Genomic DNA, 15,921 nt, shown 5'->3' with positions numbered 1-15,921 from the left:
TTAAATGCGCAAGCTTTTTTATCTAATACTCACGTTAGTGTTGCTATCGTCTTGTGGCAGACAAACCACTGCACAACAGGACGGTGGCGACACTATTCCTTTCAAATATGCCCAGAAGCTGACCGTTGTACATCATCCTGGTTATACGGAAGCCATTTTGCAGAACCCGTGGCACGAGGGTAAGGTGCTCCATCGCTACCTCCTTGTCCCGTCCGATTCAGCCTTGCCTTCCGCCATGCCCCAAGGCACCGTTATCCGCACACCGTTGAAGCGCAGCGTGGTGTTCACCACGGTTCACTGTGCCCTGATTCAGATGCTGCATCGGGAAGACTGTATTGCCGGAGTGGCCGATTTGAAATATATCAAGGTGCCTTATATCCACGAGCAAGTGAAGAAAGGTCGCATCAGCGATTGTGGCGATGCCATGAGCCCTGTTGTCGAGAAACTCATCGACCAGCATCCTGATGCCATTTTCCTCTCACCTTTTGAGAATAGCGGTGGTTATGGTAAACTGGAGGACATCGACATCCCGCTGATAGAGTGTGCAGAGTATATGGAATCCACCCCCTTGGCGCGAGCCGAGTGGATGCGCTTCTATGGCATGCTCTTTGGTTGCGAGGCGCGTGCCGACAGCCTGTTTGCTGTGGTCGACAGCAGTTATCAGTCGCTCAAGGCATTGGCAAAGACCTCCAAAGTTCAGCCTTCTGTAGTCTTGGACAAGGTGACAGGCTCTGTGTGGTATGTTCCAGGTGGGCGTAGCACCATCGGTCAGATGCTGTGCGATGCCCAGAGCCAATATCCGTGGGCTTCCGACGAACATAGCGGTAGTGTTTCGTTGCCTTTCGAAACGGTGTTGGAGAGGGCAGGGGAGTGCGATGTCTGGTTGTTCCGTTTTAGCAGCGATCACCTCATCACCTATCGCGAACTCCTCAACGAGCATCAAGGCTATGGTCAGTTCAAGGCTTTCCGTCAGAAGCAGGCTTATGGGTGTAATGTAGAGTTGTCATTGTTCTACGAGGAAGCACCTTTCCGTCCCGACTGGCTGCTTACCGATTTCATTAAAATTCTGCATCCTGACATACTGAATCTGCCGCCTTTGCGTTATTATCAGAAACTACGTGAGTAAGGGAACAGCATATTGTATATTGTTGAGCCTGGTGATTATGGTGCTCTTCGCACTGAATATCCTGGTGGGATCGGTCACTATTCCAATGTCCGACACCTTGCGTATTTTGTCAGGTGAAGAAGTGAAACCTTCGTGGCAATACATCATTTTGGAGTCACGACTGCCTCAAGCTATCACGGCAACGTTGGCCGGAGGTGCCTTGGCGGTTAGCGGACTTATGCTGCAAACGGCTTTCCGTAATCCGTTGGCAGGTCCTAGCGTGTTTGGAATCAACAGTGGTGCAGGATTGGGTGTTGCACTGGTTATGCTCTTGCTTGGGGGTAGTATTTCTGCAGGCTCCGTCAGTGTGTCAGGCTTCGTTGCCGTGTTGCTTGCAGCCTTTGTCGGAGCAATGACAGTAATGGCCATCATTTTCTTCTTCTCTACATTAGTGCGCAATAATGTGATGTTGCTCATTATTGGCATTATGATCGGTTATATCTCTAATTCGGCCATCTCGCTGCTCAATTTCTTCGCTACCGACGAGGGTGTGAAGTCGTATATGGTCTGGGGTATGGGATCATTTGGAGGCGTGTCAATAAGAATGATGCCAACATTTGCTGTCGTATCCCTGGCAGGACTGTTGGGCAGTGTATTGCTTATCAAACCCCTCAATGCGCTCATGTTGGGTGATCGTTATGCAGAGAATCTGGGCGTCAATATTATCCGTGTCCGCAATTGGCTGTTGATAGTGACAGGTTTGTTGACAGCTATCGTTACTGCTTTCTGTGGACCAGTGGCCTTTATAGGTCTTGCGGTTCCGCATATCACCCGACTATTGCTTCGTACCGACAACCACCGTTCTTTGTTACCGGCTACGATACTCATGGGAAGCATTGTTGCGCTGACGTGCTCATTGCTTTGTGTTTTGCCAGGAGAGAACGGGGTGATTCCCCTAAATGCGGTTACACCGTTAATTGGCGCTCCAGTTATCATTTATGTCATTATCAGAGGAAATAATTCATAAAAAAGTTACGATTTAGACGAAAAACAAACTTTTTTCTAAAAAAGTTGCAGAAATATTTGGCTGTTACATAAAAAGTGCGTACCTTTGCACTCGCTTAAAGGAAATGAGGCTCCCTAGCTCAACTGAATAGAGCATCTGACTACGGATCAGAAGGTTGTGGGTTTGAATCCCGCGGGAGTCACAAGAAGCAGAGAGACGAACTTTAATTGAGGGCGTCTCTTTTTTTATAAAATGAAATAGAAAAGATATGAAAGCATTTGTTTTTCCCGGTCAGGGAGCACAGTTTGTTGGTATGGGCAAAGACCTGTACGACACGAATGAAAAAGCAAAGGAGTTGTTTGAGAAAGCCAATGAGATTTTAGGCTATCGCATTACAGACATTATGTTTGAAGGAACCGATGAGGATTTGAAGCAGACAAAGGTTACTCAGCCTGCTGTTTTCCTGCACTCAGTGATCAGTGCAATCTGTCTGGGTGACGCCTTTGATCCTAAGATGGCAGCAGGTCACTCATTAGGTGAGTTCTCTGCACTGACTGCTGCAGGTGCGCTCTCGTTCGAAGACGGTTTGAAGTTGGTGTACGCACGTGCTATGGCAATGCAGAAAGCTTGCGAGGCTCAGCCTTCGACAATGGCCGCAATTATCGGTTTGCCTGACGAGCAGGTAGAACAGATTTGTGCAAACATCAACCGTGAGGGAAATATTGTGGTTTGTGCTAACTATAATAATCCGGGCCAGTTGGTTATCTCTGGTCATGTTGAGGCTATCAACGAAGCTTGTGAGCAGCTTAAGGCTGCTGGTGCCAAGCGTGCGCTGCCCTTGAAGGTCGGCGGTGCGTTCCACTCTCCTTTGATGCAGCCCGCCAAGGATGAGTTGCAAGCCGCTATTGAGAAGACCGAAATCAAGGCGCCCAAGTGTCCTGTATATCAGAATGTTGACGGCAAACCCCATACTGATCCAGCAGAAATCAAGCAGAACCTGATTGCTCAGCTGACAAGCTCCGTTCGTTGGACCCAGTGTGTTCAGAACATGATTGCAGATGGTGCTGACGATTTCACGGAGTGTGGACCTGGCAAGGCTTTGCAGGGAATGATCACCAAGATTAACAAAGAGGTGAGTGCTCATGGCATTGCCTAAACTGTTTTGTTGATGGAAAAAGTAATTATCTATCAGATATTTACCCGTCTTTTCGGCAATCGCAACCTTTCTCGCAACGAGTATGGTACGATTGCCGAAAATGGTTGTGGTAAGTTGGCGGATTTCACGCCGGAGGTGTTGAAGGATATCAAGAAAATGGGTGTCAGCCACGTGTGGTACACAGGTGTCATTCGCCATGCCACTCAGACTGACTATACGGCCTACGGCATTCCTCGTCAGCATCCTGCCATTGTGAAGGGACGTGCTGGATCGCCTTATGCCATTACCGACTATTACGATGTCGATCCAGATCTGGCAGTCGATGTTAATCATCGTATGGATGAGTTTGAGCAATTGGTGGCACGTACTCATGAAGCCGGACTGAAGGTGATCATCGATTTTGTGCCAAACCATGTGGCTCGCCAGTATCACTCAGTCTGTAAGCCCAAGAAGGTAAAGGATTTGGGTGAGATGGATAACCAGGAACATGGATTTGATCCACAGAATAATTTCTATTATTGTCCAGGCGAGCGTTTTGCTCCCTATTTCGACTTGTCTCAAGGCGCGTCAGAACCCTATTTTGAAGAGCCCGCCAAGGCTACAGGTAATGATCATTTTGATAATGCTCCAGGGATGAACGACTGGTACGAGACGGTGAAATTAAACTATGGCGTAGATTATTATGCTGGCTGTATAGGTTATTTCGATCCCATTCCTGACACCTGGAAGAAGATGACTGATATCCTCCTTTTCTGGGCCAAGAAGGGCATTGACGGATTCCGTTGCGATATGGCAGAGATGGTACCTGCTGAATTCTGGCAGTATGCAACAACCATTGTCAAGAAGAAATACAAGAAAATCGTTTTTGTCGGTGAGGTTTACAATCCCAATGAGTATCGTCACTATTTAGCCTCTGGTTTCGATTGGCTTTACGACAAGGTTGGAATGTATGATACGATGCGTAATGTTATCTGCCATCATGCTTCTTCGCATGCAATCAGTCAGGCCTGGCAGCAGACTGACGACATCCGTGACCACATGCTTTACTTCCTTGAGAACCACGACGAACAGCGTGTCGCCAGTGATTTCTTTGCTGCTGACGGCAGCAAGGGCGTTCCTGGAATGCTTGCTTCCGTGCTGATGCAACAGAATCCCTTTATGCTGTATGCCGGCGAGGAATATGGTGAGCGAGGAATGGACAGTGAGGGATTCAGTGGTCGTGATGGTCGCACCACCATTTTCGACTATTGGAGTGTTGACACCCTGTGTCGTGCCGCCAATGGTCAGTTGACAGATGAAGAAAAGGCGCTTTACGACATCCATGTGAAGACGATGCAGATAGCTCGTCAGGAGAAAACCATCAGCGATGGTGCTTTCTTTGACCTGATGTATGTGAACGACGATTTGCAGCGTCAATATGCCTTCTTGCGCTATACGCAGGGCGAGTTACTGCTTGTGGCAGTGAACTTTGACGATGCTGACGTTACGATTGATGTGCACATTCCTGCTCACGCTTTCGACTATCTTCAGCTGAAAGAGAAGAAAGCCATTGCTGTCGATTTGCTGACCAAGGAGAAGTTGGCGGTGAACATGAAGAAAGATGGCGCCGTCCGCATGGAAATAAATGCCAGAAGCGGACGTGTCTGGAAAGTAAAGATTTGATAGACGCTCTGGAATAGAAAGATAGCCCTGTGTTTTACAGGGCTATCTTCATAAATACAGGATAGTGGTCGGAATAAGTCAAGTCTGAAATATAATAGGAAAGTCCTTTGAGCGAGGAAGAGTGGAAGATGTAGTCGATGCGTACGGCTTTCTTCCCTCTGAAGGTGTGCATCCATCCGCTTCCGCATTCCTTAAAGCCGTCAACCATGTTCCCTAGTACCGTATTGTAGACGTACGAGTAGGGCACGTCGTTGAAGTCTCCACAGGTGATGACGGGCTTTTCTGACGCACGCTGCTCACTGGCTACGATGTTTGCCTGTGAAGAACGGAACAACATGCCCATCGTGTAATTTCCGAAGATAGCGCTGAGGACGCGGCTGTTGCTAACGTCATAATCCTGGTTCTGTAGTTTTGCAGCCTGATGCAGGGTCCTGTTGATTCCTGTTGTTTGCAGATGGATATTGAATACGCGTATTTCCTTTCCTTTGACGTCAATGTCTGCCCACATGGCACTGTTGTTAGTGTAGTCAAAGAGAATCGTCTTATTGGCTTTGATGGGGTGTCGGCTATAGATAACCATGTCTTCGCGCCCTTTTGCCATATAAGGGAAATATTCCTTGTAAGAATCCGAATTCTTCTTGTCACCGCTGATATTGCTGTACTCCTGCATGCAGAGGACATCGACTTTCTGACGGCGCATCTCAGCCAAGATGTCCTGTGCCATGAATCCTGACGTCTCTTTTCCGAAGAGCGCTACGTTGTATGAGGCTACTTTCAGCCCATTTGTGGCGTCAGCATCTTTGGCTAGCGACCGGAACTGGACGAGCGTGCCGATATAAGGTATACAGCAGGCAATAGTGATGACAGGTATGGCTAAAAAAAGCCAGCGTCTTCGTACCAACCAGTATATGGCTAACAATATGTTAATTCCAATCATGACGGGCAGGATGTAGACCAGCATTGATCTAGCAGTGTTGCCTATTGGAGTGACGTCACCTCCGTAGAGTCCGGCAATGGTGAATACAGTTGCTACAACTTGTATCACCAGAAACATCATGGACATATACTTGTATACGGCTAATTTTCCCATGTTTATGATGTGTGAGTCTTATTCTTTAACGTATTTCTGAACCAAATCCAAGAGGTCTTCTACCCTGAAAGGCTTGGCAAGGAATTCATCGCAGCCAGCTTCTTTGGCTTCTCTGATGTTCTCGTCGAAGGCATAAGCACTAAGTGCAACGATGGGAATCTGACTGTTTACCTCCTTGATGATACGGGTGGCATCCAGTCCATTCATATCTGGCATACGAATATCCATCAGAACCAATTTGGGATGTTCTTCTTCGCAATAGGTAACAGCCTCGATACCGTTTCTGGCACGCAGCAGTCTGTAGCGTTTGTTTAATACGATGCGTACCAGTTCGTAGTTGCTGTCCTCGTCCTCGGCAACCAGAATGAGCGGTGCGTTCTGCACGTCAGTCTTCGTGCTGACTCTGATAGTGCGTGAATTGGTGGTGGTGATACTCCTGCTCTTTGACATGCCTCCAATTGTACCTTCGAAAGGCAGAATGAAGCGGAATGTTGAGCCTTCACCCAGTTTGGAGTTGCACGAGATGGTACCTTTCATCTTCTCAATGATGATTTTACACAGCGCCAGTCCCAGTCCGTATCCGGCCTGTTTTTCTGCGTCGCGTGATACATAGGTTTCGAAGATATGCTTTTGGTCCTCAGGTGATATGCCTGTTCCTGTGTCAGAAACAAAGAACTCTACCTCCTGACCGTCGTTGATTAGTCGGTATCCGTAGGTGATACTTCCCTTTGTGGTGTGTTTCAGCGCATTGCTAATGAGATTGGAGAATACCTGCGTGAGTCGGTTGACGTCAGTATTCAGCGTCACCTTCATGTTCGGTTGCGTCCAGATGAGGTCAACGCCCTCTGAGCAGCGGAACTTAAAGATCATCTTCAGACTCTTGCACAGCTCGCTCAAGTCAGTCATGCCCTTCTTGATGGTCAGTTCGCCGGCTTCCACACGTGAGAGGTCGAGAATCTCGTTGATGAGCGCCATCAGTCGGTTGTTGTTGCTTTCAACAATTTCCATGTATTTCATGCGCTCTTCAGCAGAATCCGTCTCTGCCATGATTCTTGAGAATCCTTCGATAGCGTTTAGGGGAGTGCGGATTTCGTGGCTCATGTTGGCGAGGAAGAGAGATTTCATGCGACTCGCATTCTCAGCTTTCTTCGTCTTTTCTTCGTATTCTGCCAGTTTCTTTCGGGCAATCTCCAGCTCTGTTTCTGCAGTAACTTTCTTTGCATTGATTTCTGCCAGTTTCTGTAGCAGGATTTCTTTTTCGTCTAAATCCATTATGTGTATTTCCTTAGTCTCCAAAAAAAATAATTATGCCGATGCAAAAATAACAAATAAATATCAAACGACGAAACTTTTTAATATTTTTTTTAGGCTCTTTGTGCTTTCTCCCAACTTCCTCCGTTTTTATGGGTTGCCAGATATCGTATTCCGCTGAATACGTTGAGGTTCATAAATAGAAAATAATAAGGAACATATAGCATTTTGTTCTTGCGATTGTTCAAAATCATGCGATAGCCGAAGTATGCCGCAACGTAAAAAAGTATTTGTAGCGCCCACGCGATTGTATAGATTTTTCCCGCGTTCATGAATACCAGTAGGACGTTGATTGGGACGAGCGCCATGAGGGCGAAAGGGGTGATGGTCCAGCGCAGTACGCGGTGCGATACGAACTGGAAGGCGACCACGGGTTGGCGCAACGGGTTCATCATGCCTCGCAACCACCAACAGCTCTGCAGTCCGCCTGCCGCGATGCGTCTTTTGCGTTTTCCCTCTTCCACTAGGTTAGCTGATCCATATTCCATGGCATAAGCTTTTGGCGTGTAGGTTATGCGGTAACCTTCGTCCACCATGCGCATGGACATCATGAAGTCGTCCAGCAGCGTGTTCTCAGGCATGGGGTGGTACAGGCGGGTGCGAATGGCGTTCAGTTCTCCGGCAGCACCCATCGTGGAATAGAGTTCTGCGTCGAGCCGTTTCAGCGTGCTCTCGTAGCGCCAGTACAGTCCTTCTCCTTCTGCGGCACCTTGTCCGTCCTGTCTGGCCTTGACTCTTTTCTCGCCGGCAACGCATGCCACCTGTGGGTCTTGCATGCAGCGTACGATTTCCTTGACGGCTTCCTTGTTGACCATGGTGTTCGCGTCAGTCATGATGGTGATGTCGCTTTTCACCTTGCTGATGCCGTGGTTCAGGGCGGCCGTCTTTCCCTTGCGTTCCGGGGAGTAGACGACTTCTACCTGCGGGTAATGCTGTAGAAGGGCGTTCGTGTTGTCAGTCGATCCGTCCGTTACCCACATGATATGTAGTTTCTCTTTGGGATAATCCAGTTCTAAGGTGTTGGTCATCTTCATGTCAACCATGTCTTGCTCGTTGTAGGCGCAGACGAGGAAGGTGACGTGGGGTAGGGCGTCTTCGTCGGGAAGCGTCTGTTGAGGTGCCTTGCCCTTGAAGATGCGTTTTAGTTTAACCAACAGCCACAGCAACACTCCGTAGCCCAGATAAGTATAGCATACGATGAATGCGCATATCCAGAAAAGAGCCTTCAGTGTTGTCATGGCTGTTGGTTTTAGTGTCTAACAGTTGGTTTCTATTTCTTCCTGCATGTCGATGAACTGTTGGTCTTTGTCATAGAACTCGTATTGCAGGAAAGCCAGTTTCTGCGACGGTACGATGCGGATGCCCATACCGTATTTCATTTGCCATTTGCGTTTCAGCGACATGAGCCCCTGGTTGATATAGGCGGCTACATAGGGGTGAACGTGCAAATAGAACTTGCGGATGCCTATCTTGTTGACTAGGCGGTCAATTTTGCTCTCCAGTTGGTCTGTGAACAGGATTGACGACTTGATTTTCCCCTTTCCAAAGCAGGTGGGGCAGGTTTCTTCTACGTTGACATCCATGGCTGGTCTGACGCGCTGACGCGTAATCTGCATCAGTCCGAATTTCGACAGTGGCAGGATGTTGTGGCGTGCTCTGTCTTTCTGCATGTTCTTGCACATGCGTTCATAGAGCAGTTGGCGGTCTTCAGCCAGGTTCATGTCGATGAAGTCGACCACGATGATGCCGCCCATGTCGCGCAGTCGCAGCTGGCGAGCCAGTTCGTCGGCAGCACCGAGGTTCACCTCGAGTGCGTTGGCCTCTTGACCATTTTCGGCGCGCGTACGATTTCCCGAGTTTACGTCGACGACGTGCATTGCTTCCGTGTGCTGGATGATGAGGTACGCTCCGCGTTTGTAGTTCACGGTGCGTCCGAATGACGACTTGATTTGCTTCGTCACGTTGAAATTGTCGAAGATGGGTACCGTTCCTTTGTACAACTTGACGATATCCTTCTTCTCTGGCGCAATCATGGTTACGTAGTCCCGTACTTGCTGGCAGATGCTTTCGTCGTTCACGTAAATGCCGTCGTAGGTCGGGTCGAACAGGTCGCGCAGCAGTGCTACGGCACGTCCTGTCTCTTCGAATACGAGTTGTGGCGTCGTGGTGGCTTTCTGTACTTTGCTGATGGCGTCATCCCATCGCTTAGCCAGAATCTTCATCTCAGCGTCCAGTTCCGCAACCCGTTTTCCTTCGGCCGATGTACGTACGATGACGCCGAAGTTCTTGGGTCGGATGCTTTGCACGAGCTGTTTCAGTCGGGTGCGTTCTTCGCCTTTTTTGATTTTTGATGAAACCGATACTTTATCGCCAAAGGGTATGAGCACCATGTATCGTCCGGCAAAGCTGAGGTCGCAGGTCAGTCGTGGACCTTTTGTCGAGATAGGTTCCTTGACCACCTGTACTAAGATTTCCTGACCTTGTTTCAGTGTGTTTGCCACGCTTCCCTCCTTGGGCAAGTCGGGCAGTCTGGTCGCTTTCGAAATGGGATAAAGTTTCTTTTTGTCGCTTTGTACCTGTTTCAGGTATTTCTCATAAGAGCAGAACTGAGTGCCTAAGTCCAGATAGTGCAAGAAAGCATCTCTTTCGGAACCTACTTCTACGAAGCAGGCGTTGAGTCCTGGCATGAGTTTGCGCACTTTGCCAAGATAGATGTTGCCTACCGAGAAGTTAGCCTCTTCGCGCTTCTCGTTCTGGTATTCCACCAGGTTCTTGTCTTCGAGCAGGGCGATGGAAATCTCCTTCGGCTGGACATCAATGATTACTTCACTTGTCATTTCTAACTAACTGATTTTAGGTGTTTTAAAACAAAAAGGAATGTGCCGATTGTTCGACAACACTCCTTTCAATTTTTTTTTTTCTTTCTGCGCCGTTTAGGCAAGTAATTTACTTGCTCTTATGACGATTCTTGCGCAGTCTCTTCTTACGCTTGTGAGTAGCCATCTTGTGGCCCTTCTTTTTCTTTCCGTTTGGCATAATACTTAAATATTTAAAATGTGAATTTCTATTATTTCATTTTCTCGATAAAGCTCTTGGCGGGCTTAAATGCAGGGAAGTCGTGAGCGGCAATCACCATGGTCGTGTTTCTCGAAATGTTTCGCGCAGTCTTCTGTGCACGACGCTTGATGTTGAAAGTGCCAAATCCTCTCAAATAGACATTTTCCTTCTTGACGGACATTGCGTTACGAATCTCTTCCATAAAGGCTTCAACAGTAGCTGCAACATCCTTTTTGGGCAGGCCGGTGTCCTCGGTGATTTTCTCAATAATATCTGCTTTTGTCATATTCTCTATATGATTATTAATTGTCTATGTTTCATTTTCGGACTGCAAAGATACTGTTTTTCAGTGAGATATAGAAATTTTATCTGCTTTTTTTTCTAAAAAAATATATTTTTCGTAACTTTGCAGTCTAAAATAGCACATAATAGATATGAAACAAACGAAAATTGTAGCCTCTGTCAGTGATCGCCGTTGCGATGTGGAATTCATACGTCAGTTGTTTAATGCAGGGGTGAATGTAGTCAGGATGAACACCGCTCATGCCTCAGAGGAAGGTATAAAGAATATAATAAGGAACGTGCGCGAGGTTAGTCGCCATATTGGTATTCTTATCGACACCAAGGGTCCCGAGGTGCGAACAACCGGTTGTGCCGACCCTATCAGTTATAAGGCCGGCGACGTCGTCAAGCTCTTCGGACGACCGGAAGTCGACTCTACGCACGACATCGTCAACCTCTCTTACGAGAACTTTGCTGCCGACGTGCAGGAAGGCGATCATGTGCTGTTTGACGACGGTGCTATCGACATGGAAATCATCGGAATCAACGGGCCCTCGGTCATCGCCAAGGTTACCAACGACGGTGTGCTGGGTTCGCATAAGAGTGTCAACGTGCCCGGCCGTCATATTGCGCTGCCTGCGCTTACCAGCAAGGATCGTATGAATATCATGCTGGCCATTGACCAGGACATCGACTTCATCGCCCATTCCTTTGTGCGCTCCGCAGCTGATGTGCGTGCCGTTCAGGCCATTCTGGACGCTTATAACTCCGACATCAAGATTATCTCAAAGATAGAGAACCAGGAGGGTGTCGACAATATCGACGAAATCATCGATGCCTCCTACGGTATTATGATAGCCCGTGGCGACCTGGGTATCGAGGTGCCCATCGAGCGCATCCCTGGCATCCAGCGTCAGATTATCCGCAAGTGTGTTGAGAAGAAGAAACCCGTCATTGTGGCGACTCAGATGCTGCACACCATGATCAACAATCCGCGTCCTACGCGTGCCGAGGTGACCGATATCGCCAATGCCATTTATTCCTGTGCCGACGCCCTGATGCTCTCCGGCGAGACAGCCAGCGGAAAGTATCCTGTCGAGGCTGTTCGCACCATGGCGTCTATTGCCGAACAGGCGGAGCGCGACCGTGCCGTCAATCCTATTGATATCGCCCTGTCGCCCGACTGCGATATCCGTGAGTTTATGGCGCATAGTGCTATTGAAGCTACCGAGAAACTCGGCGTGAAGGGCATCATCACCGATTCCACCACAGGCACTACGGCGCGTTCCTTGGCTGCCTTCCGCGGTCCGCACCCCGTTCTTGCCATTTGCTATAACGACAAGTTGCAACGCCTGCTCAACTTGTCGTATGGCGTCATCCCCGTTTTCCAGAAGGACCATATCTCCAGCGAGCAACTCTTCCAGGCGGCCGTTCGCATGCTGCGTCAGAAAGGCTATGTCGAACTGGACGATAAGATAGCCTACCTCAGTGGTAATATCGGCATGGGCGGCGCCACCAAATTCCTGGAAATTAACACCGTCAAGGAGGTCTTCGAACAGGGTTACCAGTTCCACATGCCCAAGCTGTAAAACAAAAAAAATGTCAAAGAGGCAAGGAAATTAGAATTTTTTTGTACCTTTGCAGCAAATTGTGCATAAATCCAGCATGAATCATATAAGAAACTTTTGCATCATCGCACATATCGACCACGGAAAGTCCACGCTGGCAGACCGTCTGCTCGAGTTCACCAAGACGATACAGGTGACCGAGGGGCAGATGCTCGACGACATGGACCTCGAGCGTGAGCGCGGCATCACTATTAAGAGCCACGCCATCCAGATGGAATATGTGAAGGATGGTGAGAAATATATACTGAACCTCATCGACACCCCGGGACACGTCGACTTCTCCTACGAGGTGAGCCGTTCCATCGCAGCCTGCGAGGGAGCCCTTCTGGTGGTCGATGCAACACAGGGCGTTCAGGCGCAGACCATCTCAAACCTCTACATGGCTATCGACAACGACTTGGAAATCATTCCGGTCATCAACAAGATTGACATGCCCAGTGCGATGCCCGACGAGGTGGAGGACGAGATTATCGAGCTCATCGGCTGTGACCGTTCTGACATCCTGCGCGCGTCAGGCAAAACCGGTGAGGGTGTCGAGGACATCCTCAATGCGGTTGTCGAGCGCATCCCGCATCCCGTGGGCGACGAGCAAGCCCCGTTGCAGGCACTCATCTTCGACTCCGTGTTCAACTCGTTCCGCGGCATCATCGCCTATTTCAAGATTACCAACGGCGTTATCCGCCAGGGTGACAAGGTGAAGTTCTTCAATACCGGAATGGAGTATGTTGCCGACGAGGTCGGTGTGCTGAAAATGGACATGATACCCCGTAAGGAGTTGCGCACCGGCGAGGTAGGCTATATCATCTCGGGCATCAAGAATGCCAAGGAAGTCAAGGTGGGCGACACCATTACCCATATCCAGAACCCATGCCAGAAAGCCATTGAGGGATTCCAGGAAGTCAAGCCGATGGTCTTTGCCGGTGTCTATCCCATCGACCCCGTCGACTACGAGAACCTGCGTGCATCACTCGAGAAACTGCAACTCAACGACGCCTCGCTGACGTTCGTTCCCGAGACATCTATCGCGCTGGGCTTCGGATTCCGTTGCGGATTCCTCGGACTGCTGCACATGGAAATTGTGCAAGAGCGACTCGACCGCGAGTTCGACATGGACGTGATCACGACCGTGCCCAACGTAACCTATATGTGCTATACCAAGCAAGGTGAGGTCAAGGAGGTGCATAACCCCTCCGGACTGCCTGACCAGACGATGATCGACCATATTGAGGAACCTTACATCAAGGCCAGCATCATCACGGCAGCCGACTTCATCGGACCTATCATGACCCTCTGCCTCGACAAGCGCGGCGAGCTCATCGACCAGCAATACGTCTCGGGCAACCGTGTTGAGCTGCGTTTCATGCTGCCGCTGGGCGAGATCGTCATCGACTTCTACGATAAGCTGAAGAGCATTTCGAAGGGCTATGCCTCGTTCGACTATCATATCGATTCGTTCCGTCCCTCGAAACTTGCCAAGCTCGACATTCTGCTCAATGGTGAGCCTGTCGACGCGCTTTCCACACTTACCCATCAGGACAATGCCGTCACCTTCGGGCGCCGTATGTGCGAGAAACTGAAGGAACTCATTCCACGTCAGCAGTTCGACATTGCCATCCAGGCAGCCATTGGTGCCAAGATCATTGCCCGTGAGACGGTGAAGCAGGTGCGCAAGGACGTTACCGCCAAGTGTTATGGTGGTGATGTCAGCCGTAAGCGTAAACTGCTTGAGAAGCAGAAGAGAGGCAAGAAGCGCATGAAGCAGATTGGCAATGTGGAAGTGCCCCAGAAAGCCTTCCTCGCTGTTCTCAAGTTGGATTAGAAAATTCTATTTATAAAACTAAAATCCCCCATAAAAAGACTATGACAACAATTGGACTGACAACGCGCGATGTGGCAAGAGAGCTTGCCAGACGCTACAGTACGATGACTCACGAAGAGCTCGACGTATTGGAGAGCATCCTTGTGCCTATGAAGTTCGCCAAGGGCGAGATTATCCTCAAGGAAGGTGATGTGTGTACGAACATCTACTGGGTCGTCAAAGGATTGGTGCGCCAGTATTATTATAAGAATGGAAAAGAACTGACCGAATACATGGCTACGGAGAACACCATCTGCATGTGCATCGAGAGCCTCTTCAAGGAAGAGCCGAGTCGCCAGCAGATACAGGCCCTCGAGCCCACCATTATCTATGCCATGCCTAAGTCGCGTCTGGAACATGAGGCTGTGCGCAATGTCAATATCCAGATGCTTTACCGTAAAATTCTCGAGGAGTCGCTCATTATCTCGCAGATACATGCCGACATGCTGCGCTTCGAGTCTGCTCCCGAGCGTTACGCCAAACTCGTCAAGCGCTCACCGCAACTGGTATTGCGCGCTCCGCTGGTCTATATAGCCAGCTATCTGCAGATGACGCCCGAGACGCTCAGCCGCGTGCGCACCTCTGCCTTGCTAGAGGACAAGTAATTGCTTGAACATACCCGGGAAAGCCTGTTCCACAGCGGCAGGCCGTTCCTTGAAGAGTCCGAATAGGGCGCTGCCTGAGCCTGACATGGCTGCATAGGTGGCGCCCATTTTGTATAGCTCATCCTTCACGGCACCTATCTCGGGGTGCAGGGCGAAGACACTCTCCTCGAAGTCGTTGACCAGCGTCTCCTTCCACGTCTCCACCGGTAGCATCACCGCCTCGCGACAGTTCATCTGCGGATAGTGCGGACGGATGCGCGAGAAAGCTTCCTTCGTCGGCACCGGGATGTCGGGGCGCACCACAGCGATATGCCATCCGCTCAAGTCCAGCGCAATGGGCTGCAACCGTTCACCAATCCCCTCTGCATACGCCGGACGACTCGCTACGAAGAAAGCACAGTCGGCACCCAGCCGGGCGGCATAGCCCTCCATCTGCTCCGTTGTCAAGCCCAGATGGAACATCCTGTTCAGCAGGGTAATCATAAAAGCACAGTCACTCGAACCGCCACCCATGCCTGCCTGTGTCGGAATACCTTTCCACAGGTGAGTGTGAATACGGGGCAGGGTGGGGAAGTCCTCCTTCAGCAGCTGATAAGCCCTTACCACCAGGTTACGTTGCTCGTCGCCCTCAATGACGATGTTCGTCACTTTCAGGTCACAGTCCACCTCTGAGGGGAACCCCTCGTCCATTTCTTGCACTTCCAGTGCGTCCTTGACGGGAACCGGGTAGAATACCGTCTGCAGGTTGTGGTAACCGTCGCTTCTCTTCTCCACCACGTTCAGTCCCAAATTGATTTTCGCTATCGGATATGTTATCATGTCGACAAAGGTACGAATAAGTGAGAAGAAAACCAAAAGAATTTTGAGTTTTCTCGAGCGTGAGTACCTAAGACCGAAGGTCAGAGGTAGTGCCAGGCACCGGGATCGTTCTCATTCTTGTTAAACTTCAGTAGTTTCTCTACAGCTTTTACTTTCATTCCCATAATTCTTGTCTCCTCTTAGTTTAGTTTTTGTTAATTTTTTTAGTTATTGTTTATTGGTTGTTGTCTCCATTCGCGACTACTTTTTTACGCTCTGGGCAGGCAGAAAATTTTGTCAGGCCTGAAAACAAATTTTTGGTGCCCTGCGCTCAAAATCCATCGTTCCTATTGACAATGCAAA

At 49.4% G+C, this 15,921-nt stretch carries 13 protein-coding genes and 1 tRNA gene; 8 read left to right on the top strand and 6 right to left on the bottom strand.

The genetic code is table 11. The annotated features are described in order from the left end of the window. The first annotated feature begins 4 nt into the window (after positions 1-4). The 5 genes from BLU47_RS07550 to BLU47_RS07530 all read left to right on the top strand — a co-directional run bounded on the left by BLU47_RS07550 (position 5) and on the right by BLU47_RS07530 (position 4,929). The gene (locus BLU47_RS07550; RefSeq protein WP_091960653.1) at positions 5-1,126 is read left to right on the top strand and encodes an ABC transporter substrate-binding protein; all 1,122 of its coding nucleotides are present in this window, start codon (positions 5-7) and stop codon (positions 1,124-1,126) included. After that, positions 1,119-2,132 carry an iron ABC transporter permease gene (locus BLU47_RS07545; RefSeq protein ID WP_176780496.1) on the top strand — a complete coding sequence of 338 codons (1,014 nt, stop codon included), beginning with the start codon at positions 1,119-1,121 and terminating at the stop codon, positions 2,130-2,132. The genes BLU47_RS07550 and BLU47_RS07545 overlap by 8 nt, the downstream gene beginning before the upstream one ends. Before the next feature lie 107 nt (positions 2,133-2,239). After that, positions 2,240-2,313 (top strand) — tRNA-Arg (locus BLU47_RS07540). 66 nt (positions 2,314-2,379) lie between these two features. Further along, positions 2,380-3,267 (top strand): ACP S-malonyltransferase, encoded by an 888-nt coding sequence (gene fabD / locus BLU47_RS07535; RefSeq protein ID WP_091960651.1) that lies wholly within the window; start codon positions 2,380-2,382, stop codon positions 3,265-3,267. 12 nt (positions 3,268-3,279) lie between these two features. Beyond that, entirely contained in the window at positions 3,280-4,929 is a 1,650-nt protein-coding gene (locus tag BLU47_RS07530) for an alpha-amylase family glycosyl hydrolase (RefSeq protein ID WP_091960648.1), read from the top strand. Between the two features lie 34 nt (positions 4,930-4,963). On the opposite strand, the gene BLU47_RS07525 is transcribed toward BLU47_RS07530, so the two are convergent. The 5 genes from BLU47_RS07525 to BLU47_RS07505 all read right to left on the bottom strand — a co-directional run bounded on the left by BLU47_RS07525 (position 4,964) and on the right by BLU47_RS07505 (position 10,673). After that, positions 4,964-6,019 (bottom strand): endonuclease/exonuclease/phosphatase family protein, encoded by a 1,056-nt coding sequence (locus tag BLU47_RS07525; protein ID WP_091960645.1) that lies wholly within the window; start codon positions 6,017-6,019, stop codon positions 4,964-4,966. 18 nt (positions 6,020-6,037) lie between these two features. After that, positions 6,038-7,291: an ATP-binding response regulator gene (locus tag BLU47_RS07520; RefSeq protein WP_091960643.1), complete on the bottom strand. Its 1,254-nt coding sequence runs from the start codon at positions 7,289-7,291 to the stop codon at positions 6,038-6,040. 92 nt (positions 7,292-7,383) lie between these two features. Beyond that, positions 7,384-8,568: a glycosyltransferase family 2 protein gene (locus BLU47_RS07515; RefSeq protein ID WP_091960640.1), complete on the bottom strand. Its 1,185-nt coding sequence runs from the start codon at positions 8,566-8,568 to the stop codon at positions 7,384-7,386. Positions 8,569-8,586: 18 nt separating this feature from the next. Beyond that, a complete protein-coding gene (locus tag BLU47_RS07510; RefSeq protein WP_091960638.1) occupies positions 8,587-10,167 on the bottom strand; it encodes an Rne/Rng family ribonuclease in 1,581 nt (526 codons plus the stop codon). 230 nt (positions 10,168-10,397) lie between these two features. Further along, positions 10,398-10,673, bottom strand: a complete 276-nt coding sequence (locus tag BLU47_RS07505) for an HU family DNA-binding protein (RefSeq protein ID WP_091960635.1) — start codon at positions 10,671-10,673, stop codon at positions 10,398-10,400. A gap of 148 nt (positions 10,674-10,821) precedes the next feature. Here BLU47_RS07505 and pyk point away from each other — a divergent pair, with 148 nt between their 5' ends. The 3 genes from pyk (at position 10,822) to BLU47_RS07490 (ending at position 14,760) form a co-directional block, all read left to right on the top strand. Then, entirely contained in the window at positions 10,822-12,258 is a 1,437-nt protein-coding gene (gene pyk, locus BLU47_RS07500; RefSeq protein ID WP_091960632.1) for a pyruvate kinase, read from the top strand. A gap of 76 nt (positions 12,259-12,334) precedes the next feature. Beyond that, a complete protein-coding gene (gene lepA / locus BLU47_RS07495) occupies positions 12,335-14,116 on the top strand; it encodes a translation elongation factor 4 (protein WP_091960630.1) in 1,782 nt (593 codons plus the stop codon). Between the two features lie 41 nt (positions 14,117-14,157). Further along, positions 14,158-14,760 carry a Crp/Fnr family transcriptional regulator gene (locus BLU47_RS07490; RefSeq protein ID WP_091960627.1) on the top strand — a complete coding sequence of 201 codons (603 nt, stop codon included), beginning with the start codon at positions 14,158-14,160 and terminating at the stop codon, positions 14,758-14,760. Here BLU47_RS07490 and ispE read toward each other — a convergent pair. After that, positions 14,746-15,579 (bottom strand): 4-(cytidine 5'-diphospho)-2-C-methyl-D-erythritol kinase, encoded by an 834-nt coding sequence (gene ispE, locus BLU47_RS07485; RefSeq protein ID WP_091960624.1) that lies wholly within the window; start codon positions 15,577-15,579, stop codon positions 14,746-14,748. The genes BLU47_RS07490 and ispE overlap by 15 nt on opposite strands. Positions 15,580-15,921 lie beyond the last annotated feature (342 nt).

The organism is Prevotella sp. tc2-28 (assembly GCF_900107705.1).
Classification (GTDB): domain Bacteria; phylum Bacteroidota; class Bacteroidia; order Bacteroidales; family Bacteroidaceae; genus Prevotella.
Note: the sequence above shows the minus strand (reverse complement) of the source record. Positions and strands in the feature narration are given on the sequence as shown.

Bases quoted from the DNA above. Each gene is read 5' to 3' on its own strand.
- BLU47_RS07510 (WP_091960638.1), bottom strand. From the start codon at position 10,167: ATGACAAGTGAAGTAATCATTGATGTCCAGCCGAAGGAGATTTCCATC.
- fabD (WP_091960651.1), top strand. From the start codon at position 2,380: ATGAAAGCATTTGTTTTTCCCGGTCAGGGAGCACAGTTTGTTGGTATG.
- ispE (WP_091960624.1), bottom strand. From the start codon at position 15,579: ATGATAACATATCCGATAGCGAAAATCAATTTGGGACTGAACGTGGTG.
- BLU47_RS07505 (WP_091960635.1), bottom strand. From the start codon at position 10,673: ATGACAAAAGCAGATATTATTGAGAAAATCACCGAGGACACCGGCCTG.
- BLU47_RS07525 (WP_091960645.1), bottom strand. From the start codon at position 6,019: ATGGGAAAATTAGCCGTATACAAGTATATGTCCATGATGTTTCTGGTG.
- BLU47_RS07530 (WP_091960648.1), top strand. From the start codon at position 3,280: ATGGAAAAAGTAATTATCTATCAGATATTTACCCGTCTTTTCGGCAAT.
- BLU47_RS07515 (WP_091960640.1), bottom strand. From the start codon at position 8,568: ATGACAACACTGAAGGCTCTTTTCTGGATATGCGCATTCATCGTATGC.
- BLU47_RS07520 (WP_091960643.1), bottom strand. From the start codon at position 7,291: ATGGATTTAGACGAAAAAGAAATCCTGCTACAGAAACTGGCAGAAATC.
- lepA (WP_091960630.1), top strand. From the start codon at position 12,335: ATGAATCATATAAGAAACTTTTGCATCATCGCACATATCGACCACGGA.
- pyk (WP_091960632.1), top strand. From the start codon at position 10,822: ATGAAACAAACGAAAATTGTAGCCTCTGTCAGTGATCGCCGTTGCGAT.
- BLU47_RS07490 (WP_091960627.1), top strand. From the start codon at position 14,158: ATGACAACAATTGGACTGACAACGCGCGATGTGGCAAGAGAGCTTGCC.
- BLU47_RS07550 (WP_091960653.1), top strand. From the start codon at position 5: ATGCGCAAGCTTTTTTATCTAATACTCACGTTAGTGTTGCTATCGTCT.